This window comes from Erythrobacter dokdonensis DSW-74 (assembly GCF_001677335.1).
GTDB lineage: Bacteria > Pseudomonadota > Alphaproteobacteria > Sphingomonadales > Sphingomonadaceae > Erythrobacter > Erythrobacter dokdonensis.
On sequence record NZ_LZYB01000001.1, the window covers coordinates 697,001 to 723,749 of the forward strand.

A 26,749-nucleotide genomic window follows, 5' to 3' on the forward strand; every position below is an offset into this window, starting at 1 on the left:
CGGCCTGCCGCGATCTGTTCCCTCATTGGCGATTGCTGTGGATGGAGCCTCTCGCTCCGTCGCAATTCGCTTGCCCCGAATCCCTCATCTTGCTTAAGGCCCGACTCCCATGGCGCGGTTCATTTTTATCACCGGCGGCGTGGTCTCCTCGCTCGGCAAAGGTCTCATGGCGGCATCGCTCGCGGCGCTGTTGCAAGCGCGCGGCTACAAGGTCCGCATCCGCAAGTTCGACCCGTATCTCAACGTCGATCCGGGCACGATGAGCCCGTATCAGCACGGCGAGGTCTATGTCACCGATGACGGGGCGGAGACCGATCTCGATCTGGGGCATTACGAACGCTTTACCGGCGTGTCGGCGCGCCAGTCCGACAATATCACGTCGGGCCGCGTCTATCGCGACATCATCGCCAAGGAACGCCGCGGCGACTATCTCGGCGCGACGGTGCAGGTGATCCCCCACGTGACCGACGCGATCAAGGCTTTCGCGCTCGCCGACCAGGGCGACCATGATTTCATCCTGTGCGAGATCGGCGGGACGGTGGGCGATATCGAATCGCTTCCTTTCATGGAGGCGATCCGCCAGCTCCGGAACGAGCTTGAACCGCTCCAGACGCTCAGCGTGCATGTCACACTGGTGCCCTACATCAAGGCGGCCGGCGAGTTGAAGACCAAGCCGACCCAGCACTCCGTGCGCGAACTGGCCAGCCTCGGCATCAAGCCCGACGTATTGCTGTGCCGTGCCGAGCACCCGATTCCCGATGGTGAACGCCAGAAAATCGCCAATTTCTGCAACGTCAGGAAAGAGGCGGTCATCCCGGCGCTTGATGCGCCTTCGATCTATTCGGTGCCGCTGCAATATCACGCCGAAGGGCTCGATGCCGAGGTTCTGCGGGGTTTCGGCATCACCGACGCGCCCGAGCCCGACCTTGCGGCCTGGCGCGACGTGACCGACCGCTATTTCAATCCCGAAGGCGAAGTCACCATCGCGGTGGTGGGCAAGTATGTCGGCCTGCCCGATGCGTACAAGAGCCTCAACGAGGCACTGGTGCACGGCGGGCTGGCCAACCGGGTCAAGGTCAACATCCGCTGGATCGACGCCGAGATTTTCGAGGGCGATGACGATTCCCAGATCGTGGCCGCGCTGGAGCCGATGCATGGCATCCTCGTTCCCGGCGGCTTCGGGGAGCGGGGCAGCGAGGGCAAGATCGCTGCAGTCAGATTTGCTCGGACGCGCAACGTGCCCTTCTTCGGGATCTGCCTCGGTATGCAGATGGCCTGTATCGAGGGAGCCCGCACCGCCGGCTTCCCCAAGGCCTCGTCAACCGAGTTCGGCCCGACCGATACGCCCGTGGTGGGGATCATCACCGAGTGGATGAGCAAGGAAGGGCTCCAGCAGCGCGAAACGGGCGGCGATCTGGGCGGTACCATGCGGCTCGGCGCCTATCCGGCCAAACTGAGTGCGAATAGTCATGCCTCGCGCATCTATGGCGGCGCCGAGCTGATTTCGGAACGTCACCGGCACCGCTACGAGGTCAACAGCGCCTTCATCGCGCCCTTGGAAAAGGACGGCCTGGTGTTTGCGGGCATGTCGCCCGACGGCCTTCTGCCCGAGATTGTCGAGCGTCCGGATCACCCCTGGTTTGTTGGCGTGCAGTTCCATCCGGAGCTGAAATCGCGTCCGTTCGATCCCCATCCCTTGTTCGCAGGGTTCATCGCGGCGGCGCTGGAACAGTCGCGGCTCGTGTGAAGATTTCCTGCCGATTCGGGCAGGAGATGCCGTCCGCTCCGGCCCCGATTTTCGGCTTGTCGCCCCGTTTTGTTACAATACTTTGCGCGGCGATGTCGCATCCTTACAACTTTGTAAGTTTGCGCTTGCGTGAGTTTGCGTTTCCGCACTAAACGCGAGGCCACGGAGAGGGTTTGGCAAGGCCGCGCTCCTAAATTGCAGTGCTCTCAGGATGCGCTGCAAGGCTGTTTGAGGTCTGGCCCGAGCGTTCTTCGTTCATTACGAGCTTGCCGGCTCTTGTCCGTCTTCTGCGACCCGGACGGACATTGGCTGACGAGGCGGCAGATGCCGCGGGGGCGGATTCAAAAATCCGCCCCCTTTTGATTCGGTATTCGTGAAGTGTTCGGTCAGGCCGCGTTGGTCTGACTATTGTCATCGCCCTCCACCGGAACGGCGCTGAGGCGGGCCGCGCCGTTGATGGCGATCTTCTTGGGCTTCATCGCCTCCGGCACTTCGCGCACCAGATCGATGGTCAGCAGCCCGTCGGCCAGATCGGCGCTTTCAACGCGCACGAAATCGGCCAGTTCGAAGCGGCGCTCGAACCCGCGATTGGCAATCCCGACATGGATCAGTTCCGAGCCGTCGGCGGCTTCCTCGCGCTTGCGACCCTGCACTACCAGAAGGTTCTGCTGCGCGGTGATGTCGATGTCCTGCGGGCGGAAACCGGCCACCGCAAGGGTGATGCGGTAATTGTCGTCGCCGCTACGCGAGATGTTAAAAGGGGGATAATTGTCGCCCGCGTTGAGCCGCGCCTGGTTCTCGAGCAGGTCGAACAGGCGATCGAAGCCCACGGTGCTGCGGCGATAGGGAGTGAAATCGAAACGTGACATTGATGCAAATCCTCTTGTTCGAGCAATTTGTTTCCTGATGCAGGCCTGCCGGATGCAGCACCCGCCTTGCCGCCGTTGCGTTCCCCGAGACTGGCGGAACGCGGCGACAGGCACTATCTGGTTTGCGACTTTTCCGCTTTCAAGAGGAACCCGATGCCCGCCCCGCAGATCGACATCTACACCAAGTTCGGCTGTCCCTATTGCGTGCGCGCCAAGCGCCTGCTCGACCAGAAGGGCGCCAGCTATCAGGAATATGACATCACCATGGGCGGCCCGAAGCGTCAGGAGATGCTGGAGCGCGCACCCAACGCGATGACAGTGCCGCAGATCTTCATCGGCGAGGTTCACGTGGGCGGATCGGACGATCTTGCCGCGCTGGAACGCGAGGGCAAGCTCGACGCCTTGCTGGCGGGATAGGAGCTGGCGGGCTGATGACGAAAATCGCCCTTCTGCAGATGTGCTCGGGGATCGATCCCGAGGCTAACCTCGAGGTCATAGAGCAGGCCGCGCGCAAGGCGGAGAAGCAGGGCGCGATGGTGCTGTTCACACCCGAAATGTCCGTGCTGCTCGATCGCAACCGCGAGCGTGCGGCGCAGCACATCAATTCATACGCGCCGGATGACTGGAGCGAACAGCTGCGTATCATCGCTGCCAAGAGCTTCATCGACATTGCCGTGGGATCGATGCCGGTGCGCGCCCGCAATGGCAAATGGGCCAACCGCTCGTTCTTTTTCCGCGGGCAGGGTGCAGACCCTGTTACCTATGACAAGATCCACATGTTCGACGTCCAGCTCGCGACCGGCGAGGCATGGCGCGAAAGCGCGGCCTATGAACCGGGGCGCGAGGTTGTCACGGTGGAGGATACACCGATCGGACGGCTCGGACTGACGGTCTGCTACGATCTGCGCTTTCCTGCCCTGTTCGGCGCGCTGGGGGATCGCCGCTGCGATGCCATTGCCGTCCCCGCCGCCTTCACGAAGCCCACCGGCGAGGCGCATTGGCATGTCATGCTGCGCGCCCGCGCGATCGAGGCGCAGGCCTTCGTCATCGCGGCGGCACAGGTCGGGCGCCACGAGGACGGGCGCGAAACCTATGGCCACAGCCTCGTGGTCGATCCCTGGGGCGAGGTTCTGCTCGACATGGGAGGGCAGGAACCGGGCCTTGCCCTGTGCGACATCGACTTCGGGCGCATTTCCGAAGTGCGCAGGCAAGTGCCGGCCCTTGCCAATCGCCGCGAAATTCCCAAGTCCTGACCTGTCATGATCGTGTTTGACCTTTCCTGTGCCGATGGCCACCGGTTCGAGGGCTGGTTCGGCTCCTCTGCCGACTATGCCGACCAGCGTTCGCGCGGATTGCTGGCTTGCCCGCATTGCGGTTCGACCGAGGTTGCCAAGGCTCCGATGGCGCCGGCGGTGCCGGTCAAGGGCAATGTCCGGCAGGATCCCCTGCCGACCGAAGCCTCGCGGCCCGTCGCCAACACGCCGATGCCGCTCGAAGTCCAGAAGGCGCTTGCCGCGCTTGCAAAGGCGCAGGCCGAGGCCCTCAGCAAAAGCACCTGGGTCGGCGAGAAGTTCGCTGAGGAATCGCGCGCCATGCATTATGGCGAGCGCGACGAGGCACCGATCCACGGGCAGGCGACACTGGCCGAGGCCAAGGCCCTTATTGACGAGGGTGTTCCTGTCGCTCCGCTGCCCTTTCCGGTCGCGCCTCCGGACAAACTCAATTGAAAGGTAATTCCCGGCTGCTATGACGCTGCACGGGACCCCGTAGCTCAGCAGGATAGAGCATCAGATTCCTAATCTGAGGGCCGCGCGTTCGAATCGCGCCGGGGTCGCCATTCCCGTGCCGTTCGCCGCCATTTGCGCTCGGCCAGCACGGACAGGCTGACGACTGTTCCCGACATTGCCAGCAACATCGCGCAGGTCCCGGCCCAGCCTCCGACATCGTAGACGAAGGTGCCCAGCGCACTGCCGATCGCGCCGCCCACAAACATCACCACGATGTAGAAGGTTGTCAGCCGGGTGCGGATTTCAGGAGCAAGCGCGAGAAAGGTCATGCGGCCGGTCACGTCGATGGTCGGGCCGACAATGTTGACCAGTACCAGCGGCACGACGAGGCCGGCGATGCTCGATCCAAGCGGATAGAACAGGGTCGTCCCTGCAAATTGGATCAGCGCTGCGGCAACCCTTGCATGCCTTGCGCCCACCCGGTCAGCCCAGCGACCCAGCCGCGGGGTGGTGATGATGCTGATCGCGGCGATCCCGGCAAGATAGCCGACGCTGTCGGTGCCATACCCCAGTTCCCGACTGGTCAGATGCAACGCCAGCGCCAGCCAGCTGGCCGTGAACATGGCGAAGTTGAGCCCCTGGATAAGCGCCGAAAGCCGCATGTCGGGATGGCTCGCGGCAAGCGAGAATACCGATCTGACGAGCCCTGCATAGCTCGTCGCGGGTTGCTTGCGTGCGGCGGGATCGCTGCGCATCGCGACGGGCAGAAACAGCGTCACGCCCGCCATCAGCACCAGCGCGCAGACATAGACGATCGGCCATTCGGCATGTTCGGAAATGATCCCGGCCCCCATTCGTGCGACGAGGATGCCGAAGATCACCCCGGCCGTCAGCAGCGCGGTGACCTGCCCCAGTCGTTCGGGCGCGACCCGCTTCGATGCGAAGGCGGGGATCAGGTAGGGGGCAATGGTGAAGAACCCCAGCAGCGTCGATGCGGCAGTGAACACGGCAAGGTTGGCCGCCAGCACCATCCCCAGAAGGCAGATCGTCTGCGCACTGACGAAGATGAGGCACAGGCCCCGGTTGGAATAGCGGTCACCGAGAGGCAGAAGCAGCAGGATGCCGAGCGCCAACGCCAGCTGGTTCAGCGCCGGAACGATACCGATCTCGCCTTCGCCGATACCGAAGCTGCGCGCCACCTCGCCGATGATCGGGTGGATGTAATAGGCATTGGCCGTCACCACCGCGATCGTCACCGCCAGCGCATATTCCTGCGCGCGGGTGAGATAGGTGCAGGAGGCCATGTCTTGTCCGGTTTGGATCAAACGGCAAAGCCCGCCTTGCGCGCCATGGCGACCACGCCGTCGACAAGTTCCTGCGGGCGATCTTCCTGGCTGAAATGGCCGCAGCGCGAAAGCATAGCGTGGGGCTGGCCCTCGGCGCCCTTGATCCGTCCGGCCAATTGCGGGCCGGCGGCACCCAGAACCGGATCATCCTCGCCGAACAATGTCAGAAACGGCTTGTCGAATGCAGCCAGGCCCTTCCATGCGGCGATGTTGTCGGCAACGCCCGGCTTGTCGTCCTCGACCGGAACCAGCTGCGGAAAGGCGCGCGCGCCGGCCTTGCTAGGTTCGTCGGGGAAGGGGGCGTCATAGGCGGCCACTTCGGCGGGCGAGAGGACGCTCTGGCAGCCACGATCCATGATCCCGCCGATCCGGAAATCGGGCGAGGAACGGGCGAATTCCCGCCAGGCCAGAAAGCCGGGCGATGCCTTGCCGCCGCCTGCAGGAAGGAAAGTGTTGCTGGCAACCACGAAGGCGAAGCGGTCAGGTTCCTGCCCGACCAGCCTCAGCCCCAGCAGGCCGCCCCAGTCCTGACAGAACAGCCCCGCGACTTCAGGAACCACGGCATTGCGCCACTGCCTCAGCCAGTCGGCATGGCGGGCGTAGGTATAGAAGCTCTGATCATCCGGCTTGTCGCTCTTGCCGAAGCCGATGAGGTCGGGTGCAAGACAGCGAAAGCCTGCCTTGACCAGCAGCGGAATCATCTTGCGATAAAGGTAGCTCCAGCTCGGTTCGCCGTGAAACAGCAGCAGTGCAGGGCCATCCCTCGGGCCTTCGTCGAGGTAATGCATCCGCCCGGAAAACCCGTCGCCCAGATCGATCGTCAGCCAGTTTTCGGCAAAAGGATAATCGGGCAAGTCCGCAAAGCGGGCCGGATCATGCGTGATGACTTTCAAGGCTTGTCTCCCGTCTGCGGCGCTGATTATCAGATCGAAGCGGGATTGCCAGCGCGCTTGTGTTACGGAAAAGGGCTGGCCTGCCCTGACAGGATAAGAGAGGATAGGGAATGCCGCAGGAAGCCGAACAACTCGAGGATATCCGCCATGCCGTGCGTGGCCTGTGCGAGGGGTTTCCGGGCGAATACTGGCGCGCAAAGGACGCGGCTCGCGAATATCCGGCCGAATTCGTCGATGCCCTGACCAGGGCTGGTTTCCTTGCCGCGTTGATCCCGGTCGAACATGGCGGCAGCGGTTTGAGCCTCGAGGCGGCCTGCGTCATCATGGAGGAAATCCAGGCAAGCGGGTGCAATGGCTCGTCGGCCCATGCGCAGATGTACATCATGAACACGCTGCTGCGTTACGGTTCCGAGGCGCAGAAGGCGGAATATCTTCCGCGCATTGCAAGCGGGGAGATGCGCTTGCAGGCTTTCGGCGTCTCCGAACCGACCAGCGGCACCGATACGCTCAGCCTCAAGACCCGCGCCGTGCGGGACGGGGACACTTATGTGATCAACGGCCAGAAGATCTGGACCAGCCGGGCCGAACATTCCGACCTCATGCTGCTGCTCGCCCGCACCACACCGCGCGACCAGGTGGAAAAGAAGACAGACGGTCTTTCGATCTTCCTCGTCGACATGCAGGCGGCGCTGAACAACGGCATGACGATAAAGCCGATCCGCACGATGATGAACCATTCCTCCTGCGAGGTGTTCTTCGACGATCTGCGCATCCCCGCCAGCTGCCTTGTAGGGGAGGAAGGCAAGGGCTTCAGGTATATCCTTTCCGGCATGAACGCGGAGCGCATCCTCATCGCTGCCGAGTGCATCGGTGATGCCAAGTGGTTCATCGGAAAAGCCACCGGCTATGCGAAGGACCGCAGTGTCTTCTCGCGGCCCATCGGGCAGAACCAGGGCGTGCAGTTCCCGATCGCGCGGTGTTATGCGCAGATGCGGGCGGCCGAGCTGATGGTGCGCCACGCCGCACGGGTCTATGACGAGGGCGGCAATCCGGGCGAGGAAGCCAATATGGCCAAGCTGCTCGCATCCGAGGCCAGCTGGGCGGCGGCCGACATGTGCGTGCAGACTTTCGGCGGCTTCGGCTTTGCCGACGAATATGATGTCGAGCGCAAATTCCGCGAGGCGCGGCTCTACACCGTCGCGCCGATTTCGACCAACCTTATCCTCTCCTATCTGGCCGAACACGTGCTGGGTTTGCCGCGCAGCTATTGATCGCCTTGTCGCAGACTTTATTGGCCGCGCGAGCGCATGGCCCTTGCGGTTGATGCGCAAGTGTGATTCTGTGTAGCGCAGGGGCAAGGGGAACAGACCAGATATGCGCAATCCAGTGACAGGCGAGCGGACAAGGCAGATTGCCGCGCTATTCGTTCTGCTGGCGCTTGCCGGTTTCGCGATTGCCGGGCCGACCGGCCTGCTCGCGTGGAGCGAGAACGCAACGGCACTCGAGCAGCGCGAGGCGGAAATTGCCGAGCTCAGCCAGAAGCGCGATGCATTGCGCAACCGGGTGACCCTGCTTGATCCGCAGGCCGCCGACTCCGATCTGGCGAGCGAACTGGTGCGCGATCAGCTCGGTGTCATTCACGAGGACGAGGTTGTCGTCACGCTCGGGGACGACTGAAGCGCTTCCGCTCGACATCACGCTGATTTCGTATGCGGGCAGGCCGATCAGGCCCGCTTGACGTTGCGCGGCAGGCAAGTCCGCGCCTATAGCGAAAGCGTGCGCGTCTCCTCCCCCGAAGCGCACCTGAGAGAGGGAACCGATCTTGGCAAAACAGCCTTCCAAGTCCGCCTCGGCGGCAAAGAAACCCGCGACCCGTGCCCGCAAGGCCGCCGCTCCCGCAGATGATCCCGACTTCGTCCTGCGCTCGCTCCAGGAAGCCTTCGAGGCCAACAAGCGATATGCAGCCAGCGAGGCCGAGATGCTGGAATTCTACCGCCAGATGCTGCTGATCCGGCGGTTCGAGGAAAAGGCCGGGCAGCTCTATGGTCTCGGCCTTATCGGCGGTTTCTGCCATCTTTATATCGGTCAGGAAGCTGTCGCCATCGGCTTGCAGTCGGCGCTCGACAACGAACGCGACAGCGTCATCACCGGCTACCGTGACCATGGCCACATGCTGGCCTACGGCATTGATCCCAAGGTGATCATGGCCGAACTGACCGGCCGCGAGGCGGGCATTTCCAAGGGCAAGGGCGGGTCGATGCACATGTTCTCGACCGAGCACAAGTTCTACGGCGGCCACGGCATTGTCGGTGCACAGGTGGCGCTCGGCGGAGGTCTTGCGCTTGCGCACCAGTACAACGAGGACGGCGGCTTGTGCCTCGCCTATTTCGGCGACGGCGCAGCCAACCAGGGGCAGGTCTACGAGACCTTCAACATGGCCGCCCTGTGGAACCTGCCGATTGTCTTCGTGGTAGAGGACAACCAGTACGCGATGGGCACCGCGACCAAGCGTTCGTCGGCGGAAACCCGCTTCTACCGTCGCGGCACCGCGTTCCGCATTCCGGGCATGGAAGTGAACGGCATGGACGTGCTCGAGGTGCGCGCGGCGGCCGAAGTAGCCTTCGCCCATGTTCGCGCCGGCAAGGGTCCGGTGCTGATGGAGTGCAACACCTATCGCTACCGCGGACATTCCATGTCCGATCCGGCCAAGTACCGCACCCGCGAGGAAGTGCAGGAACAGCGCGAACATCACGACCCGATCGAGGGCCTCAAGAAGACGCTGATCGCGGCAGGCAAGACCGAGGACGAGTTGAAGGCCATCGACAAGGCCATCCGCACTGAAGTTGCAGCAGCGGCCGATTTTGCCGAAAGCTCGCCCGAGCCTGCGCCGGGCGAACTCTACACCGATGTTCTGGTGGAGGAGTACTGAGCCATGGCGATCGAGTTGAAGATGCCGGCCCTCTCGCCGACGATGGAGCAGGGCACGCTTGCCAAGTGGCTCAAGCAGGAAGGCGACCGGATCGAGCCGGGCGATATCATCGCCGAGATCGAGACCGACAAGGCCACGATGGAATTCGAGGCGATAGACGAAGGGGTTCTCGAGAAGATTCTTGTCCCGGCCGGGACGGAGGATGTGGCCGTCGGCGCAGTGATCGCGCTGATTGCGGGGGAAGGGGAGGCGGCTGCGCCTGCACCGGTCGCCGCGCCTGAACCCGCTCCGGCCCCGCCGGCGCCCAAGGCGGAAAAGCCCGCTCCCGCTCCCGCTCCCGCTCCGGCAGCAGTAGCCATAGCCGATCCTGCCATTCCCGAAGGCACCGCATTGGCCAGCACAACGGTGCGCGAGGCGCTGCGCGATGCCATGGCCGAGGAAATGCGCCGCGACCGCCGCGTTTTCGTCATGGGTGAGGAAGTCGCCGAATACCAGGGCGCCTACAAGGTCACGCAAGGCCTGCTGGACGAATTCGGCCCGAAGCGCGTGATCGATACGCCAATCACCGAGTACGGCTTTGCCGGGATCGGCACAGGTGCGGCGATGGGCGGCCTGCGCCCGATCGTGGAATTCATGACGTTCAACTTCGCCATGCAGGCGATCGATCATATCATCAACTCGGCTGCCAAAACCAATTACATGAGCGGCGGACAGATGCGCTGTCCTGTCGTGTTTCGCGGTCCCAATGGCGCGGCGAGCCGTGTTGCCGCGCAGCACAGCCAGAACTTTGCTCCCTGGTATGCCAGCGTTCCCGGCCTGATCGTGATTGCGCCCTATGACAGCGCCGATGCCAAGGGCCTGATGAAGGCCGCGATCCGTTCGGAAGATCCGGTCGTATTCCTCGAGAACGAGCTGGTTTACGGTCGCAGCTTCGATGTGCCGCAGGTTGAAGACTACGTGCTCCCGATCGGCAAGGCGCGGATCGTGCGCGAAGGACGCGACGTGACCATTGTCAGCTATTCGATCGGGGTGGGGCTTGCGCTGGATGCAGCCCGGACGCTTGCGGACGAGGGGATCGAGGCCGAAGTCATCGACCTGCGCACTCTGCGCCCGCTCGACCGGCAGGCCATCCTCGATAGCCTTGCGAAAACCAATCGTCTGGTCGTGGCCGAGGAAGGCTGGCCGACATGCTCGATTGCCAGCGAAGTGATCGCGCTGTGCATGGAGGAGGGCTTCGACCACCTCGATGCGCCGGTGCTGAGGGTGTGCAACGAGGATGTGCCGCTGCCCTATGCGGCCAACCTCGAAAAGCTCGCGCTCATCGATGCGGAACGCATCGCCGATGCCGCTCGCAAGGTCTGTTACAGATAGAACGGCAGGGCCGCCCGGTCAGGTTCAGGCCGGGCGGTCCGCCGAATAGACATTGCAGTTCGCGACCGGATCGGGATTGTTCGGATCGCGCTGGAACAGTCCTGCCAGATTGCGGCTGTCGCGTACGTTGAAGGCTGCCGTGTAGGAGATCTCGCGATTGTCGAAGATGTCGAACGGCGTGAGCGATTGGTAATTGTACGAGATTTCGACGAAAATCACCGCGGTTCCGTTCGCCGCCGTGATGATGTTGCCAGGGTCGCCCATGCCCTGGAACCCCGTTCCGGTCGCGCCGTCGCCCTGATCGCCATAGCTTGACGTATGCACTTTCGCACCGCGGCACCGCTGCCAGGCAATCCACTGGCCGCCATCGGCATTGCGCTGCAGGCTGGAGATGATGATCCGGCCCTGGTCGTAGATGCCGAAAGTCTCGCCGAGCTTCTCGGCCCCGACAAAGGATTCGTTGATGTCGCTTTCGAACACGCGGCGCGCCGTGAGCACGTCCTGTTCGCCCACGCGCGAGACGTTGTCGGCCACCTGCATGGCAACCTGGCTCACCTGCATGTGGGTAATCACGAAATAGGCGGTCTCGGTTCCGAGCATCCCCATGGCGAGGATGATCGGCGCGGTGAAAGCGAACTCGACAAAGGCCACGCCCGAGCTGTCGCCCGCCAGCTTCCGGCGGAAACGGCGGATCCGGTCGCCTACAGCAAAGATCGATCCGGCGATTTTGCGCGGTGCAGAGATCATGTGCAATTTCCCGTTTCAACCGAGCGGTCCTGCTCGTCGTAGGGCTGGTTGCGCAGCACGGTCGATGCGCGCACGGTGACGTTCTCGGGCATTCCGATCAGGCCGGACATCGGGAACAGCCGCGGATAGGTTACGACAGCGGTGTAAAGCACGGCATCGCGCGCCCCGCCGATCCCATCGCGGCCGCGGTTCGAATCCCACTGCCCGTTGCCGTTGGAATCGACGAACACCTCGTTATCGTTGCAGATGCCGTCGGCGTTATCGTCGCTGAATTCCTCGGCTTCACCGATGTCGGAGAAGTCGAAGTGCGACAGCTTCCTGAACTCGATCGTGGTCGTGGCGGTGGCGGGAACCACGTTCAGGACCTCGTTGCGGACCTTGGCATCGATGCTGGTCTGCGTGGTCAACGCCCCTTCAAGCGTAAGGTCGCGTCCCGCCTTCTGCAGGGCGCCGTTCACTAGCGAGGTCGTGTACTGGGTGTGCGCCATGTCGAAGATGCCCATGATCATCAGGCACAGCACCGGCGCGACGAACCCGAATTCGGTCAGGGTCGCTCCCTGCCTGTCGCCGGCGAGGCGGTGCAGCAGGCCACGACGACGGATTGCGTTTGAACGGATCATGACGTGAGCCTCAATGCTGCGATCTTCTGGGCGATTTCCTGGAACCGCTCGTTCAGGGTGGCCGCATCATCGGCCTGGAACGCGCGGCCCGGGGAGGCGCAGTCGATCAGGTTTTGGCTTAGTGCGACACCGAAGGCGACCACCCAGACGGTGATGTTCTCCTGGCGTGCCGCCCGGCAGATGGCTTGCAGTCGGGCAGCGCGGCGATTGAATTCGCGTCCCGCATTGCCGTCACCGCTGATCCGCCGGTCCCACCATTCGATCCCGTGGGTCGAATAGTTCTCGATGTTGTTGACCTGGATACCGTCGGTCATGAACACGATGTGACGTGCGATGGCATCGCCGTTGGGCGCGGTCTCGTTGTCGGCGGCAAACAGGCCGCGCGGCGATATGAAGCGCGCCCCCCACAGCATGCCGATGTCATGATAGGTCTGGCCGCTGGGGTTGAGCGAGTTGACATAGGTCTGCAGGTCGGTCCGCGGAATTTCCGTCAGGCGGATTGCGGCACGCGGACAGGCGAAGCTCGGCCGCGATTCATTCCACGTCTGGTACAGCCAGTCCAGCGTCCGGCCGCTACCGTCGGTGCGTTCCCACACGGCGCGGTTGAGGGAGGGCTTCCAGCGTTGTTCCTCGCTCGCCGGCACCAGATTGATGTTGAGATCGTGCGCCGCGGGCGGGATCGGGCTGTAGTTGTCGGTCAGAACAGTCGTGGGTTCTTCGATACAACCGGTCCACGTATGGTTTTCCATCGCGCCCTCGTTGCCAGTCGGCAACTGGATCTGGTTGTCGTCGTAAAGCGTCGAGAGATCGACCGTCTCCCAGCCCGGAGGACTGTCAGCTGGGTTCTCGACATTGCACGGGGTCGCATCGTCGGTATCGACCGGACAATAGACATAGTCCTGCCAAACGACGTCGCGGATGGTCTGGTCTTCGATCACGTCGTCTTCGGTCGCGATCTTGGTCTTGCGGACGCGCCCGGCGCAGCCGCCGCGATTGTTCGAGTTACCGCCGCTCCAGACGCCCGTGTAATACTGTGTGCCCTCAAAGACCTTCCAGGTCACGCCGTCCACGGTGTAGGTGCCGGGCAAGGTGTCCCAGCAGAAGTCTTGCGCAGACTCCCGCGCCGACGAGCCGCTGGTTCTGAAGCGGTAATGATTCGTGCTGCCCGATCCGAAGTTCGCTGTGGAGCGCGGCAGCCATTCCCACTGGTCGGAAATCACCAGTTCGTCGCCTACTTCCACCCCGTTGCCGGGAATGAAGGTGAACTGCTCCCGGAAGCGCGCCACCCGCGATTGGTAGGTGTGGCGCGTGGCCATGTATTCCTGCGGGATCGAGAAGCCGACATTGACCTGCTGCGAGTAAGGCACGATCCCGTAACGGATCTGCGCGGTCTCCGCGGTCGCGTCTTCCACCGTGTCGTAGAAGCCCATCACCGCTTCGCGCAGCGCGGCGATCTTGGAGCCGGGACCGCCACTGCAGCTTGAGCCGTCGGGGCATTCCGCCATCGATCCGGTGGTATCGAGCACGAACATGATGTCGGTGTTCGAGATGTTGATCTCGGCCGAGCAGCTCACCGAAATCTGGAAGTCATCGAAACCGAACGCGCCCATGATGCTGGTCGGCAGGGTGCCGCTGGCGGTGCCGTTGACTACGCCCTCGCCGTCGCTGGTGTAGTCGCGCACGCCTTGCTGAAGGCCGAACATGCCCTGCGAGAAGTTCTGGTCGTAGAAGTCGAGCCCGATCTGCTTGTGTTCGGACGTAAATTCGTCCGTCAGCATCGCCCGCCGGGCAGCAAGGGCGCCCGCATCGCAGGCCGCCTGCATGCGCGCGGCTGTCATGTAATAGCGACTGGCATCCACGCCGCCGCCGACCATGGCCATCAGCGGAACCAGTGCAGCCGCAGAAATGACGATCGTGTTTGCCGTTCTGTCGTGCAGCAGCGCCCGTAGAAACGACCTCCGCTCGTGATAGTCTCGCTCCATTGGATGCGCGTCCTTCCCCTGACCATCACCCTCGCAATGAGGGAAATTCCAGATACATCGGGCGGCCATAACGGGGGTCTGGTAAGCGGATTGCGAAAGAGCGTGGTTAATGCGATCCTAATGCTGTTCCAGAGGTTTCCGGCGTGTAGCCCTGTATCGCTATGATACGGAAATCTTGCCAATTCCTGCCAAGCCGGTTTACCGGCCGCGAGCCATGGATACGACCGAACCTGCCGATGCACTGCCCGCCGAGGTCGACCTTGCAGTGGCGTGGAGCCCCGCGAGGGTTCGCGCGCCGTTAAGCACGTTTCTTCAGCTTGATCATCGTCTCGCCCGGATCGTCACGCGCACGACGGAACCCATGCTCGGACAGATGCGGCTCGCCTGGTGGCGCGATGTTCTGCGGCAGCCGCCAGCGGAACGTCCCTTCGGCGATGTCGTGCTGGATGGTATCGGTCGGCATTGGCAAGGGCGGGAAGCGGGGTTGATTGCGCTGGTCGATGGCTGGGAGATTCTGATCGGGGCAGAGCGGCTTGGTGCCGATGAGGCTGAAAGCTTTGCCTCAGGCAGGGCGGCCCCGTTCGTCAGCCTTGTGGGCAAGGCGACGGTATCGGCTTGCGACCGGACCGGGCAGGCTGCGAAGCTGTGGGCACTGGCTGACGCTGCGGCGGGGATCTCGGATGTCGGTGAGCGCAGGGTCTTTCTCGATGCCGCCCGCAACATCGGGACGCCGCGCGGGCGCCTGCCCGCCGAAATGCGGGGCCTGGCCGTTCTCGAAGCCCTGGCGCGGCGTGCGCTGCGCAATGATGGCGCGCCGTTGATGGCCGGGCGCGGAGCCTCGCTGGCTGCGCTGCGAGCCGCTATCTTTTTGAGCTGATTGGGTATATTTACTGCTGCTCACCAGCGACAGGGGGGCAGACCGTTGCGGCAGGCAGTGTTGGGGGTATTCGCCGGACTGGCGCTGGCCGGTATAGGCCTGTTCTGGTGGCAGGGACGCGCCGCGATTGAATCCAGCGCCCCGCCGCCGCCAGCGCCCGAAGCGCTTGCGCCTGATCCAGAGGATCTTCCCGTAACCGATCCCGGTGACATGCAGGGTCCAAATCCGCCCGAAGTCAGCGAGCTTACCCGCGAGGAGCAACGCTTCTTCCGCTATGATCGCAATCGCGACCGGCTGATTACCCGCAACGAGATGCTTTCGACCCGCTCGGACGCCTTCCGTGCGCTCGATGTCGACGGGAACAACCTGCTGACCTTCGAGGAATGGGCCGTCACCACCGTCAATCGCTTCGAGAAGGCCGATGCCGACGGCGACGATCGCCTGACTCCGCGTGAATTTGCCACGACCGCGCCCAAGCCGGCGGCAAAGAAGCCCGCCTGCAAGTGCTGATTAGGCCGGGACGGCCTCACGCGTTTCGCTTATCCAGCGGGCAAGGTCGGCCTTGGCACGGGCAGTATAGGCTTCCTTGCGCACTTTCTTGCCAACATCATGCAGCGGCGGGAACAGGCCGAAATTGACATTCATGGGCTGGAACGTCTCGGCTTCGGCATCGCCGGTGATGTGGCCGAGCAGCGCGCCCAGAGCCGTGGTGGAGGGCAGGGGATGCCATGTGCGTCCCGCCAGTTCGGCGGCCGTCATAAGCCCGGCGACCAGCCCGATGGCCGCGCTTTCGACATAGCCCTCGCAGCCTGTCACTTGCCCGGCAAAGCGGATATGCGGTGCTGCCTTGAGGCGCAACTGGCGGTCGAGCACTTCAGGTGAATTGAGGAAGGTGTTGCGGTGCAGCCCCCCGAGACGCGCGAACTCCGCATTTTCCAGTCCCGGTATCGTGCGGAAAAGTTCGATCTGGGCGCCGTATTTCAGCTTGGTCTGGAAGCCGACCATGTTCCACAGCGTGCCCAGCTTGTTGTCCTGCCGCAGTTGCACCACGGCATAGGGCCAGCGTCCTTGCGGAAACTCCGGGGTCGTGTCGAAAGGATTGTCGAGCCCCACGCCCTTCATCGGGCCATAGCGCAGGGTATCCACGCCGCGCTCGGCCATGACCTCGATCGGCATGCAGCCGTCGAAATAGGGCGTGTTCTTCTCCCACTCCTTGAATTCGGTCTTTTCACCCTCGATCAGGCCGCGGTGGAAGGCGAGGTATTGCTCCTTCGTCATCGGGCAATTGATGTAGTCGCCGCCCTCGTTCGAAGCCTCGGTGCGCTTGTTCCAGCGCGACTGGATCCAGCACTTCGACATGTCGATGGATTCGTGGTGGACGATCGGGGCAATCGCATCGAAGAAGGCGAGCCGCTCGGCGCCTGTCGCGCTCACGATACTTGCCGCCAGCGCCTCGGCAGTCAGCGGTCCCGTGGCGACGATGGTGAGGCCTGCGGTGGGCAGGGTGTCCACCCGTTCGCGCACGATGGTGATATTGGGGTGCTCGCTGAGTGCCTTTTGGACTTCGGCCGAAAACACGTCGCGGTCGACCGCCATGGCGGATCCGGCGGGAACCCGTGCGACTTCGCCCGCCCGCATCACGATACTGTCGAGCATCCGCATCTCGTGATGCAGCAGGCCGACGGCGTTCTTCGTGTCATCGTCGGAACGGAAGGAATTGGAGCAGACCAGCTCGGCAAGGCCATCCGTCTGGTGCGCCGCGGTCATGCTGCCGGAGCCACGCATCTCCGACAGGCGCACCTTGACCCCGGCTCTCGCGAGTTGCCAGGCCGCCTCGCTCCCCGCGAGGCCGCCGCCAATTATGTGAACATCGTGAATAGTCGCATTTGCGCTCATGGCGGGGCAGGTAAATGCGTGATAGCCCGCCTGCAAGCCCCAAGGCGGGCCAACGGGAGGGCGTTGGATGGCAAAGCAAGCGCTGATCGAGCAACGGCCATGGCTGCTCGCGAGCATCGCTGCGGCGACCGCCTTCTATTTCCTCAGCGACAATCCGGTGTTCGAAGGCACCTGGGGGTTGCTCGCCAAGGGGGCCTCGGTCGGCCTGCTGGCGATCTATGTCTGGCTGCGTGTGCCACATGACCGGCGCGGGCGCGACGGCGTTTTGCTGACACTCGCGCTGGCGTTGGCGGCGGCGGGGGACGTGGCGATCGAACTCTACTTCACCATCGGCGGCGCCTTCTTTGCCGCTGCGCATGGCGTGGCGGTGGCGCTGTATTTGACCAATCCGCGCAAACGGCATTCGCCCAGCCAGCGAATGCTGAGCCTTGCGCTGCTGGTGGGCACCCCGCTGATCAGCTACCTTTTAAGCGGTTTGGTCGAGATCGCCATTTATGCCGTCTTCCTCGGCGCGATGGCGGCGAGTGCCTGGTACAGCCGTTTCCCGCGCTACCGCGTCGGCACCGGCGCGGTCCTGTTCGTGGTCAGCGACTGGCTGATCTTCGCGCGCCTTGGTAGCTATGATCTCGGCATGGTGCCCGATCTGCTGATCTGGCCGCTCTACTACGCCGGGCAGGTCATGATCGCGACCGGCATTGTCCAGTGTCTGCGAGGCGAACAACCCGTCAGATGACGGGCGGCTCGCCTCCGTTCGACATTTCCGCGGCAATTGCCTCTTCGGCTTCGTTTTCCGGTTCTTCGGTCTCGTCGATCAGTGCCGCGCCGACGATATGCTCGTCCCTGGCGACGTCGAAGATGCGGACACCCGAGGAACCACGCCCGGAGATGGAAAATCCCTTGAGGCTCTCGAACCCGCCTTCGACAAGGTGGCGGAAATCGATCCCGAGCCGGATCAGCTTGGCCTGATCGGTCACAAGCATCAGCTGCGAGCCGTGCTTGACCGGGAAGCTGGCCACGACCGGGCCATTCCTGTCGGGATTGCTTTCAGGCGTGCCGATATTGGTGATCCCCTGTCCGCCGCGTCCGGTAGTGCGATATTCATAGGCCGACGAGATCTTGCCGTAACCATTGGCGGTGATGGTAAGGATGAACTCCTCGCGCTCGGCCATGTCTTCGACCTGCTCTGCGGGCAGGGTCGGCTCTGCATCATTGTTCTTCCACGTCGCCGCGCGCAGATAGGCCTCGCGGGTTTCCATGTCGGCGGTAAGCGGATCGAGCACCGCCATGGAGACCACCTTGCCGCCCTTCTTGAGGCTCATGCCGCGCACGCCGATACCGGTGCGGCTCTTGGTCTCGCGCGCATCGGTGGCCGCAAAGCGGATCGCCTTGCCGGCATCGCTGGCGAGGAAGATTTCCTGTTCCTCGGTCAGCAATTGCACCCCGATAAGCCGGTCGCCCGAGCCTTCGACAAAGCCCATCGCATATTTGCCCGCCGTCGGGATATTGGCGAAGGCATCCATCGAATTACGCCGCACCATGCCCTGTTCGGTTGCGAACACGATGTTGAGCCCGCCCCAGGTCGCCTCGTCCTCGGGCAGGGGCAGCACGTTGGTGACGCGCTCATCCTCGCCCAGCGGCAGCAGGTTGACCATCGGGCGGCCCTTGGTCTGCGGCCCGCCTTCGGGCAGCTTCCACACCTTCATCCGGTAGACACGGCCGGTATTGGTGAAGAACAGGACGGGATTGTGGGTGGAGGTGACGAACAGTTCGACGACCGCATCCTCGTCCTTGGTGGCCATGCCGGAACGGCCCTTGCCGCCGCGTGCCTGCGCGCGGAACGTCGCAAGCGCGGTGCGCTTGATGTAGCCGCCGTGGGTGACGGTGACGACCATCTCCTCGCGCTCGATCAGGTCTTCGTCTTCGAGACCGTCCCAGGCCGGCGCGATCTCGGACAGGCGCGGAGTGGCATAGGTCGCACGGATTTCCTCAAGCTCGCCCCGCATCACGCCGTAAAGCTTTACGCGGTCGGCAAGGATCGAGAGGTATTCCTCGATTGCGGCGGCCAGTTCCTTCAGCTCGTCGCCGATCTCGTCGCGGCCCAGTGCGGTGAGGCGATGGAGCCGCAATTCAAGAATCGCCTTCACCTGCCTTTCGGACAGGCGATAGGTGCCGCCGCTTTCGTCGGCGTTGGGCTCGATTGCTTCGACCAGCCGGATATACTGCGCGATGTCGCCGATCGGCCATTCCTTGGCGAGAAGTCGCGCGCGCGCCTCGGCAGGATTGGCAGCGCTGCGGATCATCGCCACCACCTCGTCGAGGTTGGAAACAGCGACCACCAGTCCCAGCAAGAGATGCGCCCGCTCGCGCGCCTTGTTGAGTTCGAACTTGGTCCGCCGGGTTATCACTTCCTCGCGGAAGGCGATAAAGCTCTGCACGATGTCGCGCAGCGTCAGCACTTCGGGGCGTCCGCCACGGATCGCCAGCATGTTCGCAGGGAAGGAGGACTGCGCGGGCGTGTGGCGCCAGATCTGGTTGAGCACCACTTCCGGCGTTGCGTCGCGCTTGAGGTCGATCACCACCCGCACACCCTCGCGCGAGCTTTCGTCGCGGATATCGGAAATGCCCTCGATCCGCTTGTCCTTGGCCGCCTCGGCGATCTTTTCGACCAGATTGGACTTGCCGACCTGATAGGGGATCGAGGTGAAGACGATGCTCTGGCGATCGTTCCGCCCGCTCTCGATCTCGTGGCGGCAGCGCATCAGGATCGAACCGCGCCCGGTGGTGTAGGCCTGCCGTGCGCCGTGGGTGCCGAGAATCAGAGGGGCGGTGGGGAAGTCCGGACCCGGAATGAACTGGATCAGCTCTTCCGAGGTGATGTGCGGATTCTCGATGAAAGCGAGGCACCCGTCGATCACCTCGCCCAGATTGTGCGGCGGCACGTTGGTCGCCATGCCGACCGCGATCCCGCCCGCGCCGTTGACCAGCAGGTTGGGGAAGCGCGCCGGAAGCACGCTCGGCTCCCGCCGCGAGCCATCATAGTTGTCGGTGAAGTCGACCGTGTCCTTGTCGAGATCGTCAAGCAGCGCGTTGGCGACCCGTGCCAGCCGCGCCTCGGTATAGCGCATCGAGGCCGGCGGATCGGGGTCCATCGAGCCGAAGTTGCCCTGGCCATCGATCAGCGGAACCCGCATCGACCAGGGCTGCGTCATGCGGGCAAGTGCATCATAGATCGCAGCGTCGCCATGCGGGTGGTAGTTGCCCATCACGTCGCCGACGATCTTGGCGCTCTTGCGATAGGGGCGCCCGGCGACAAAGCCGCCTTCCTGGCTGGCGAACAGGATGCGGCGGTGCACCGGCTTCAGCCCGTCGCGAACGTCGGGCAGCGCGCGGCTGACGATCACGCTCATCGCATAGTCGAGATAGCTCGACTTCATCTCGTCGACGATGTCGATGCGGTCAAAGCCGCCCATCGGCGAAGGCGGAGGGGAATCGATGATGTCGCTGTCGTCGCTCAAGGTTGTGGGCCGTTTCTGCTAGAGTTCGTAAGGCCCCGGTCCGGGGCAATGGCCGTGGCGGGCCGTCGTGTGGCTAATGTAGGGCTGGCCTGCGGGTTTCGCCACCAGTGCACGGGAACGAAACAGAAACATATCTGTCTTTTTCCACACTTCGGCGGCCACCCGATGTGAAGCAGGACACCATTCAAAAGCCATTCAGCACGGTTCGCCTAGCGGGAATTGCAAATTGCTCGCGAGCGGTCCAAAGGCTTCGGCATATGACACTTGGTCACTGGAATTTTTCCTTTCGGTGACCGCGCGACTTCTGGAGGACAAATTGAACACCCAGTCTTCGATAAATCGGCGCAATTCCGGTCTGATGCGCCAGTTCGCCTTGGCTGTAGCGCTCGCCGCCGGCGCCTCCGTGGTGGCCGCACCCGGCCTTACCGATCCGGCATACGCGCAAAAGCGCGACAAGAAGAAAAACAAGGAAGAGGGCAAGGCCCAGTATTCCAAGGAATTTGTCGAGGCCTACCAGCCGCTTGATGCCGCGATCAAGGCCGAGGGTGCCGACATCGCCGCGCTGCGGCCGCAGTTGACGGCTCTGGCTCAGATTGCCGCATCGCCCGACGAAAGGGTTGCGACGGGCAGCATGCTCTACAATGCCGGCACCACGATAAATGATTACCAGATGGCGCTGCAGGGCATGGAAATGATGCTGGGCAGTGGCAAGGTTCCCGCAGAAGCGAACGGCCAGTACAATTTTGCTGCCTACACGCTCGCCAATGCGCTCAATGATTACCCGAAGGCGCGGAGCTTTCTCCAAAAGGCGATCGACTACAATTACTCGACCGAGAAGGTTTCGACCGCCGATCTCGAGATCACCATGGCCGAAAGCTATTTCTCGGCCAATGAATTTGCAGCCGGGTTCGATTACCTCGGCAAGGCCATGGCCGCACGCAAGGCACAGGGCTTGCCGGTCGACGAGCAATGGTATCGTCGCGGTGTATCGGTAGCCTACTCGAACAAGGTCGTGCCGCAGCTTTACGACTTGGTTGCAGACTGGCTGACGGACTATCCGACCGAGCCGAACTGGCGCGACGGCATCAACCTTGCTCGCAACCTCAACGACTATGAGGGGCCGGAGATTCTCGACCTGCTCAGGCTTTCGAAGTGGGCCGGCGTCCTGACCGAAAAGCAGGATTACCTCTATTACATCGAAGCGGCAGACCCGCGGCGTCTGCCGAAGGAAGTCAAGGACCTGATCGATTCGGCTTACGCGTCAGGCTCGGTGAGCAAGGACGATATCTTTGTTGCCGATTCGCTGGCGACGGCAAACAGTCGCATCAAGACCGACCAGGCCGAGCTGCCGGCTCTGGAAAGGGATGCGAGCGCTGCTTCGGCCGGCATGCGAACGGTTTTCGCCGCGGGCGATGCATTCCTGAGCTATGGCGAGTATTCCAAGGCTGCGGGCTTCTACCAGAAGAGCCTCGGCATGCCGGGGGTCGATCGCAATACCGCGCTGACCCGGCTCGGGATCGCGCAGGTCGGTATGGGCGATTACACCGCAGCGCAGGAGACTTTCGCCCAGGTTGAAGGGATGCGGATGCCGATTGCGAAGCTGTGGGGTGTCTTTGCTGCCCAGAAGGGCGGGTCAGGAACCACTGCCGGCGGCTGATTATTGGGCCCAAATCCAAGTTGAAGGGCGGCGGACCTAGGTTCGTCGCCCTTTTTTGGTTTCGAACCCCTGTCCTAGCGCAGCCGCTTGACCCAGACCTGATTGTCCTCGCGCCGTTCGAGTTCGAAATTGTCGAGCGATTTGAAGAGTTCCGAGAGGCTCGTGAAGCCGTAGTTGCGCACATCGAAGCTTGACCTGTTGCCGGCGATCTGGCCGACTTGCTGAAGTCGGGCAAAGCCTTTCTCGTCACGCTTGGCCTCACGATAGGCGGCGAGGATCAACTCCTGCAGATCGCCCATCACCGGCTTGCCCGACTGCCCGTTATCAACCACCTCGTCGCGGCTGCTGGCGATCAGTTCGTCGATATACAGAAACCGGGTGCAGACTGACTGGAAGGCCTCCGGTGTCTTTTTCTCGCCGAAGCCATAGACCAGAATGCCATCCTGTCGCAGCCGGGTGACGAGCGGCGTGAAGTCGCTGTCCGAGGTCATGATCCCGAACCCGTCGACCTTGCCCTGGTACAGCAGGTCGATCGCATCGATGGTCATTGCCATGTCGGTCGCGTTCTTGCCTTTGGAGATGTCGAACTGCTGTTGCGGACGGATGCCGAACTTGTTGGTGATCTTGTCCCATCGCGCGAGGTTGTCCTTGGCGAAATTGCCATAGGCACGGCGGATGTTGACCTGACCGAGTTCGGCCATGACGGTGAGGACCGGGTCGATCGCCTGCGGGCTGGTGTTATCCGCATCGATCAGCAGGGCGATATTCTTGAGCGTGGTGTCCGACATGCCGCTGCTATGCAGCGCCCTGCCGTCATGGACAAGCGCGCTATCCAAAAGTCACAGCCGCCTGCGCTTGCGAGACTGGCCGTGCGGGCCTAAATGGCCACCTATGAACGACCTCGCGAGCACGCCTCAGCCCGACCATACCCCACCAGAGCGCCCCGCGCGCCAGCGCAAGCCGGACTGGATCCGCGTGCGCGCCCCAGTGAGCGAGGGCTATCACGAAACCCGCAAGCTGATGCGCGAGTTGAACCTCAACACCGTGTGCGAGGAAGCCGCCTGCCCGAACATCGGCGAATGCTGGACCAAGAAGCACGCCACGGTGATGATCCTCGGCGATGTCTGCACCCGCGCCTGCGCCTTCTGTAACGTCAAGACGGGAATGCCGCGCGCGGTAGATCCGATGGAGCCGGAAAACACCGCGATTGCGGCAGCCAAGATGGGGCTCGAGCATATCGTCATCACCAGCGTCGACCGCGACGACCTGCCCGACGGCGGCGCTAGCCAGTTCGTCAAGGTGATCGAGGCGCTGCGCCGCACCACCCCCAAGACCACGATCGAGATCCTGACCCCCGATTTCCGCGGCAAGATGCGCCGCGCCGTCGAGATGATCTGCGAAGCGGGGCCGGACGTCTACAACCACAATCTCGAAACCGTGCCGCGCCTCTATCCCACCATCCGTCCGGGCGCGCGCTACTATGCTTCCCTACGCCTGCTGGAAGAGGTGAAGTCGCACAATCCGCTGATCTTCACCAAGTCGGGCATCATGCTGGGGCTGGGCGAACAGCGTCTGGAAGTGCACCAGGTGATGGATGACATGCGCTCGGCCGAGGTCGATTTCATCACCATGGGGCAATATCTCCAGCCCACGCCCAAGCACGCCGCGGTCGAGGAATTCGTCACCCCCAAGGCCTTTGCCGCCTATGGCGCGATTGCGCGGGCCAAGGGCTTCCTCCAGGTCGCCTCCAGCCCGCTGACCCGGTCGAGCTATCACGCGGGCGATGATTTCGCCAAGATGCGCGCCGCGCGAGAAGAAAAGCTCGCGCGGGAACAGGAACGCGCGAAGGCGTAATGCCCGGGATCCGCGAAACCCGGCGCCTGCCTTACAGTGCCGAGCAGATGTTCGATCTGGTCGCGGATGTCGCGCGTTATGGCGAATTCCTGCCCTGGGTGATTGCCACGCGGGTTCGTTCAAACAGCGATACGGAAATGGTGGCCGATATGGTGGTCGGCTTCAAGGCGATACGCGAAAGCTTTACGTCGCGCGTCACCAAGGAACGTCCGCGGGTGATCAAGGTGCATTACGTCGACGGGCCGCTCAGCGATCTCGACAATGTCTGGACCTTCCGCGAAATCGACGCCCACACCTGCGAAATCGATTTTCTCGTCGAGTTTACCTTCCGAAACCGGTTGTTCGAGAAGATTGCAGGCCAATATTTCGACAAGGCCTTCCGCAAGATGGTGGAAGCCTTCGAAAACCGGGCAGCCGAACTTTACGGCAAGAGCAATTCCAGCGCACAGAGTGTTGCCTGACGGCGGATTTCCGCCCGGCCATCGGGGCCTTCGCCGCCCTCGAAAAACTTCAGTTCGCCCTCCGGCTCGCCACTCGCATCGCGGATGACGCGGGCGAAGACAACCGTGCCGACGGGCTTCAATGCGGTTCCGCCTCCGGGACCGGCGACCCCGCTGATCGCCACCGAGACATCGGCACCCGACCGTTCAAGCGCGCCTTTGGCCATTGCCCAGGCACAAGCGATGGAAACCGCACCGAAAGTCTCGATGATGTCGCTGGCGACCCCCAGCATCTCCATCTTGGCCTCGTTTGAATAGGTCACGAACCCGCGGTCGAGCACAGCCGATGAACCGCCGATCTCTGTTATTGCGCCTGCCACAAGTCCGCCGGTGCAGCTTTCGGCCAAGGTAACCTTGCGCCCTGCCGCAGCATTTTCGGTCACGACCCGGGCGGCAAGCGCGGTAATGTCATCGGGCAGGAGGTGAAGTGCCATTTCGGATCTACTTCCCGGTCGCTTCGATCGTCGCACAGATCGGCGGATTCTTGATGTCCGCCAGCTCGGCGATGAAGGTCATCAGCCCCGCGACATTGTCCACCGGAAGCGGGCTGAGCAATTCGAGCCCGCGCTCGATCTTGCTGCAACTGTCGGGTTTGATTTCCTTCGCGATCATTTGGCCGACGAGCCCGTCTACGAAGGGGCGTAGCGATTCTTCGGGCAGGGCTGCGATCATTGCCGTCATGTCGGCATCGCTTCCGCCTGCTTCGCTGCTCTCTCTCGCCATGAAGGTCTTGAGAAGCCGGAAGGCTCCCGGCCAGGCGCTGTCCTGCCGGGCGCGGAAATTGTTGATGAACGTGTCGCCGCCGCGGGCCATGAAGCCGTCTACCTTGAACTGCCGGGCGCAGCTTGTGCTGACCGCATCATAGGCAATGGGCATGGCATACAGGACAGTATCGCCAAGGTCGGCGGCGGCCACGCAGGCCTGCTGCCGGGCCTGCGCGGTGTGCGAGGTTGCCAGTGCGACAAGGGCGAGGGCAGGGGCAACAAGCCTGGTCATGGACAGAAATCCTCTCAAGCAAGAACAAGTGCGACGATGGCCTGTGCAGCGATCCCTTCGCCGCGGCCGGTGAAACCCAGTCTTTCGGTGGTGGTGGCCTTGATGCTGACGGCGCCTTCGTCAAGCCCGGTCAGGCGGGCGACCTCGGCGCGCATCGCGGGGCGGTGGGGGCCGATCTTGGGCGCTTCGCAGATCAGGGTAAGGTCGATGTTCGCGATTGCATAGCCCGCCGCGCGGGCAAGGCCGACAGCGTGTTCGAGGAACCGGCCCGAACGTGCGCCGCGCCATTGCGGATCGCTGGGCGGAAAATGGGTGCCGATATCCCCGTCCCCGATCGCGCCGAGCACCGCATCGGTAATCGCGTGGAGCGCCACATCGGCGTCCGAATGCCCGGCAAGCCCCTTGTCGTGCGGGATCTGCACCCCGCACAGCCACAGCTCCTCGCCCGCTTCTAGGCGGTGAACGTCAAAGCCTTGACCAACCCGGAAAGCGGGCATGGTGGAAGTCGTCACGAAATCCTCCGCAAAGGTGATCTTCTTGAGGCGCTCGTCACCATCGACCAGCGCGACTGAACCGGAGCTTGCCATCAACACCTGCGCATCGTCGCCCGCGTCGGTTGCGCCTTGCCATGCGCGGTGAGCAGCGAGGATATCGTCGAAGCGGAAGGCCTGCGGGGTCTGAACCCGGCGCAAGGTCTCGCGCTCCGCCTTGCCCGCCATCGTGCCGTCTTCGCCTGCGAGTGCGATACTGTCGACCACAGGCAGGACGGGGATGGCGCCGGAATGGCGATCGAGTGCTCTTAGCAGGCGGGCGATGACTACGCGCGGAAGATCGGGACGGGCGGCATCGTGGATCAGCACCCGTTCTGGCGCGTCCCCGGTGAGCTCTTCGAGACCGTTGCGGACCGAATCCTGCCTGCTCGCCCCGCCGGTGACCCACCGCAGGCCTTCAAGACCAGCCAGCGCAGCTTCGGCATCGGCGCGGGCATCAGCGGCTATCACCACCACCAGAGGGCTCGCGCCGCTGGCCAGCAACGCCTCAACCGAATGCCGCACCAGCGGCTTTCCGCGCCAGTCGCGGAACTGCTTGGGCACCTCGCCGCCAACGCGCAGGCCCTTGCCCGCGGCGACCACGATGGCGGCAAAAGAGGGAAGGGGAGGCTCGCTTGCCATGCGGATGAGCGCTTAAGGTCTGGACGGGCTTTCGGCAATCCACTATGCGCC

At 63.1% G+C, this 26,749-nt stretch carries 26 protein-coding genes and 1 tRNA gene; 15 read left to right on the forward strand and 12 right to left on the reverse strand.

Annotated elements, in window-relative coordinates; genetic code table 11:
- Window positions 1–109 precede the first annotated feature (109 nt).
- On the forward strand, window positions 110–1,747 hold the full coding sequence (locus I603_RS03310) for a CTP synthase (RefSeq protein WP_068862350.1): 1,638 nt from the start codon (window positions 110–112) through the stop codon (window positions 1,745–1,747).
- Between the two features lie 386 nt (window positions 1,748–2,133).
- On the opposite strand, the gene I603_RS03315 is transcribed toward I603_RS03310, so the two are convergent.
- The gene (locus I603_RS03315; RefSeq protein WP_068862351.1) at window positions 2,134–2,616 is read right to left on the reverse strand and encodes an Hsp20 family protein; all 483 of its coding nucleotides are present in this window, start codon (window positions 2,614–2,616) and stop codon (window positions 2,134–2,136) included.
- A gap of 153 nt (window positions 2,617–2,769) precedes the next feature.
- On the opposite strand from I603_RS03315, the gene grxC reads away from it, so the two are divergent.
- The 4 genes from grxC (at window position 2,770) to I603_RS03335 (ending at window position 4,453) form a co-directional block, all read left to right on the forward strand.
- Window positions 2,770–3,033 (forward strand): glutaredoxin 3, encoded by a 264-nt coding sequence (gene grxC / locus I603_RS03320; RefSeq protein WP_068862352.1) that lies wholly within the window; start codon window positions 2,770–2,772, stop codon window positions 3,031–3,033.
- A gap of 14 nt (window positions 3,034–3,047) precedes the next feature.
- Complete coding sequence (locus tag I603_RS03325; protein ID WP_068862353.1) at window positions 3,048–3,869, forward strand: carbon-nitrogen hydrolase family protein; 822 nt, start codon at window positions 3,048–3,050, stop codon at window positions 3,867–3,869.
- A 6-nt stretch (window positions 3,870–3,875) separates the two neighbouring features.
- Window positions 3,876–4,343: a DUF1178 family protein gene (locus I603_RS03330; RefSeq protein ID WP_068862354.1), complete on the forward strand. Its 468-nt coding sequence runs from the start codon at window positions 3,876–3,878 to the stop codon at window positions 4,341–4,343.
- 33 nt (window positions 4,344–4,376) lie between these two features.
- A tRNA-Arg gene (locus tag I603_RS03335) sits at window positions 4,377–4,453 on the forward strand.
- Here I603_RS03335 and I603_RS03340 read toward each other — a convergent pair.
- A complete protein-coding gene (locus tag I603_RS03340) occupies window positions 4,412–5,647 on the reverse strand; it encodes an MFS transporter (RefSeq protein ID WP_084439832.1) in 1,236 nt (411 codons plus the stop codon). The two genes, I603_RS03335 and I603_RS03340, sit on opposite strands and share 42 nt — an antisense overlap.
- 17 nt (window positions 5,648–5,664) lie before the next feature.
- Window positions 5,665–6,582: a haloalkane dehalogenase gene (locus I603_RS03345; protein WP_068862355.1), complete on the reverse strand. Its 918-nt coding sequence runs from the start codon at window positions 6,580–6,582 to the stop codon at window positions 5,665–5,667.
- Between the two features lie 110 nt (window positions 6,583–6,692).
- Here I603_RS03345 and I603_RS03350 point away from each other — a divergent pair, with 110 nt between their 5' ends.
- From I603_RS03350 to I603_RS03365, 4 genes are all read left to right on the forward strand, one after another.
- Complete coding sequence (locus I603_RS03350; RefSeq protein ID WP_068862356.1) at window positions 6,693–7,853, forward strand: acyl-CoA dehydrogenase family protein; 1,161 nt, start codon at window positions 6,693–6,695, stop codon at window positions 7,851–7,853.
- Between the two features lie 103 nt (window positions 7,854–7,956).
- Window positions 7,957–8,259: an FtsB family cell division protein gene (locus I603_RS03355; protein WP_068862357.1), complete on the forward strand. Its 303-nt coding sequence runs from the start codon at window positions 7,957–7,959 to the stop codon at window positions 8,257–8,259.
- A gap of 145 nt (window positions 8,260–8,404) precedes the next feature.
- Complete coding sequence (gene pdhA / locus I603_RS03360; RefSeq protein ID WP_068862358.1) at window positions 8,405–9,511, forward strand: pyruvate dehydrogenase (acetyl-transferring) E1 component subunit alpha; 1,107 nt, start codon at window positions 8,405–8,407, stop codon at window positions 9,509–9,511.
- Between the two features lie 3 nt (window positions 9,512–9,514).
- Window positions 9,515–10,882, forward strand: a complete 1,368-nt coding sequence (locus tag I603_RS03365; protein ID WP_068862359.1) for a pyruvate dehydrogenase complex E1 component subunit beta — start codon at window positions 9,515–9,517, stop codon at window positions 10,880–10,882.
- 24 nt (window positions 10,883–10,906) lie between these two features.
- Here I603_RS03365 and I603_RS03370 read toward each other — a convergent pair whose 3' ends face one another.
- Genes I603_RS03370 through I603_RS03380 form a run of 3 tightly spaced genes read right to left on the reverse strand, consistent with a single transcriptional unit; the run spans window position 10,907 to window position 14,231 of the window.
- Window positions 10,907–11,629 carry a TadE/TadG family type IV pilus assembly protein gene (locus I603_RS03370; RefSeq protein WP_068862360.1) on the reverse strand — a complete coding sequence of 241 codons (723 nt, stop codon included), beginning with the start codon at window positions 11,627–11,629 and terminating at the stop codon, window positions 10,907–10,909.
- The gene (locus I603_RS03375; protein WP_068862361.1) at window positions 11,626–12,249 is read right to left on the reverse strand and encodes a TadE/TadG family type IV pilus assembly protein; all 624 of its coding nucleotides are present in this window, start codon (window positions 12,247–12,249) and stop codon (window positions 11,626–11,628) included. The genes I603_RS03370 and I603_RS03375 overlap by 4 nt, the downstream gene beginning before the upstream one ends.
- A complete protein-coding gene (locus tag I603_RS03380) occupies window positions 12,246–14,231 on the reverse strand; it encodes a VWA domain-containing protein (RefSeq protein ID WP_158093657.1) in 1,986 nt (661 codons plus the stop codon). Before I603_RS03380 ends, I603_RS03375 begins: the two co-directional genes overlap by 4 nt.
- 214 nt (window positions 14,232–14,445) lie before the next feature.
- Here I603_RS03380 and I603_RS03385 point away from each other — a divergent pair, with 214 nt between their 5' ends.
- On the forward strand, window positions 14,446–15,108 hold the full coding sequence (locus tag I603_RS03385) for a hypothetical protein (RefSeq protein ID WP_068862363.1): 663 nt from the start codon (window positions 14,446–14,448) through the stop codon (window positions 15,106–15,108).
- Window positions 15,109–15,153: 45 nt separating this feature from the next.
- Window positions 15,154–15,618: an EF-hand domain-containing protein gene (locus I603_RS03390; RefSeq protein WP_068862364.1), complete on the forward strand. Its 465-nt coding sequence runs from the start codon at window positions 15,154–15,156 to the stop codon at window positions 15,616–15,618.
- On the opposite strand, the gene trmFO is transcribed toward I603_RS03390, so the two are convergent.
- Window positions 15,619–17,004, reverse strand: a complete 1,386-nt coding sequence (gene trmFO, locus I603_RS03395) for a methylenetetrahydrofolate--tRNA-(uracil(54)-C(5))-methyltransferase (FADH(2)-oxidizing) TrmFO (protein ID WP_068862365.1) — start codon at window positions 17,002–17,004, stop codon at window positions 15,619–15,621.
- Window positions 17,005–17,071: 67 nt separating this feature from the next.
- On the opposite strand from trmFO, the gene I603_RS03400 reads away from it, so the two are divergent.
- A complete protein-coding gene (locus tag I603_RS03400; RefSeq protein WP_068862366.1) occupies window positions 17,072–17,737 on the forward strand; it encodes a lysoplasmalogenase family protein in 666 nt (221 codons plus the stop codon).
- Here the strand turns inward: I603_RS03400 and gyrA are convergent.
- Complete coding sequence (gene gyrA / locus I603_RS03405) at window positions 17,730–20,519, reverse strand: DNA gyrase subunit A (protein WP_068862367.1); 2,790 nt, start codon at window positions 20,517–20,519, stop codon at window positions 17,730–17,732. The genes I603_RS03400 and gyrA overlap by 8 nt on opposite strands.
- A 316-nt stretch (window positions 20,520–20,835) precedes the next feature.
- On the opposite strand from gyrA, the gene I603_RS03410 reads away from it, so the two are divergent.
- On the forward strand, window positions 20,836–22,176 hold the full coding sequence (locus I603_RS03410) for a hypothetical protein (protein ID WP_143736738.1): 1,341 nt from the start codon (window positions 20,836–20,838) through the stop codon (window positions 22,174–22,176).
- Window positions 22,177–22,250: 74 nt separating this feature from the next.
- Here the strand turns inward: I603_RS03410 and I603_RS03415 are convergent, their stop codons facing one another.
- On the reverse strand, window positions 22,251–22,964 hold the full coding sequence (locus tag I603_RS03415; RefSeq protein WP_068862369.1) for an NYN domain-containing protein: 714 nt from the start codon (window positions 22,962–22,964) through the stop codon (window positions 22,251–22,253).
- Window positions 22,965–23,067: 103 nt separating this feature from the next.
- On the opposite strand from I603_RS03415, the gene lipA reads away from it, so the two are divergent.
- Window positions 23,068–24,030, forward strand: coding sequence for a lipoyl synthase (lipA, locus tag I603_RS03420; protein WP_068862370.1), 963 nt, complete (start codon window positions 23,068–23,070; stop codon window positions 24,028–24,030).
- Window positions 24,030–24,491 (forward strand): type II toxin-antitoxin system RatA family toxin, encoded by a 462-nt coding sequence (locus I603_RS03425; protein ID WP_068862371.1) that lies wholly within the window; start codon window positions 24,030–24,032, stop codon window positions 24,489–24,491. Before lipA ends, I603_RS03425 begins: the two co-directional genes overlap by 1 nt.
- Here I603_RS03425 and I603_RS03430 read toward each other — a convergent pair.
- From I603_RS03430 to I603_RS03440, 3 genes are read right to left on the reverse strand one after another with little or no spacing between them, the layout of a single operon-like run.
- The gene (locus tag I603_RS03430) at window positions 24,452–24,964 is read right to left on the reverse strand and encodes a CinA family protein (RefSeq protein WP_068862372.1); all 513 of its coding nucleotides are present in this window, start codon (window positions 24,962–24,964) and stop codon (window positions 24,452–24,454) included. The two genes, I603_RS03425 and I603_RS03430, sit on opposite strands and share 40 nt — an antisense overlap.
- 7 nt (window positions 24,965–24,971) lie before the next feature.
- Entirely contained in the window at window positions 24,972–25,526 is a 555-nt protein-coding gene (locus tag I603_RS03435; RefSeq protein ID WP_068862373.1) for a hypothetical protein, read from the reverse strand.
- A gap of 14 nt (window positions 25,527–25,540) precedes the next feature.
- On the reverse strand, window positions 25,541–26,698 hold the full coding sequence (locus I603_RS03440; RefSeq protein ID WP_068862374.1) for a bifunctional 2-C-methyl-D-erythritol 4-phosphate cytidylyltransferase/2-C-methyl-D-erythritol 2,4-cyclodiphosphate synthase: 1,158 nt from the start codon (window positions 26,696–26,698) through the stop codon (window positions 25,541–25,543).
- Between the last annotated feature and the right edge of the window lie 51 nt (window positions 26,699–26,749).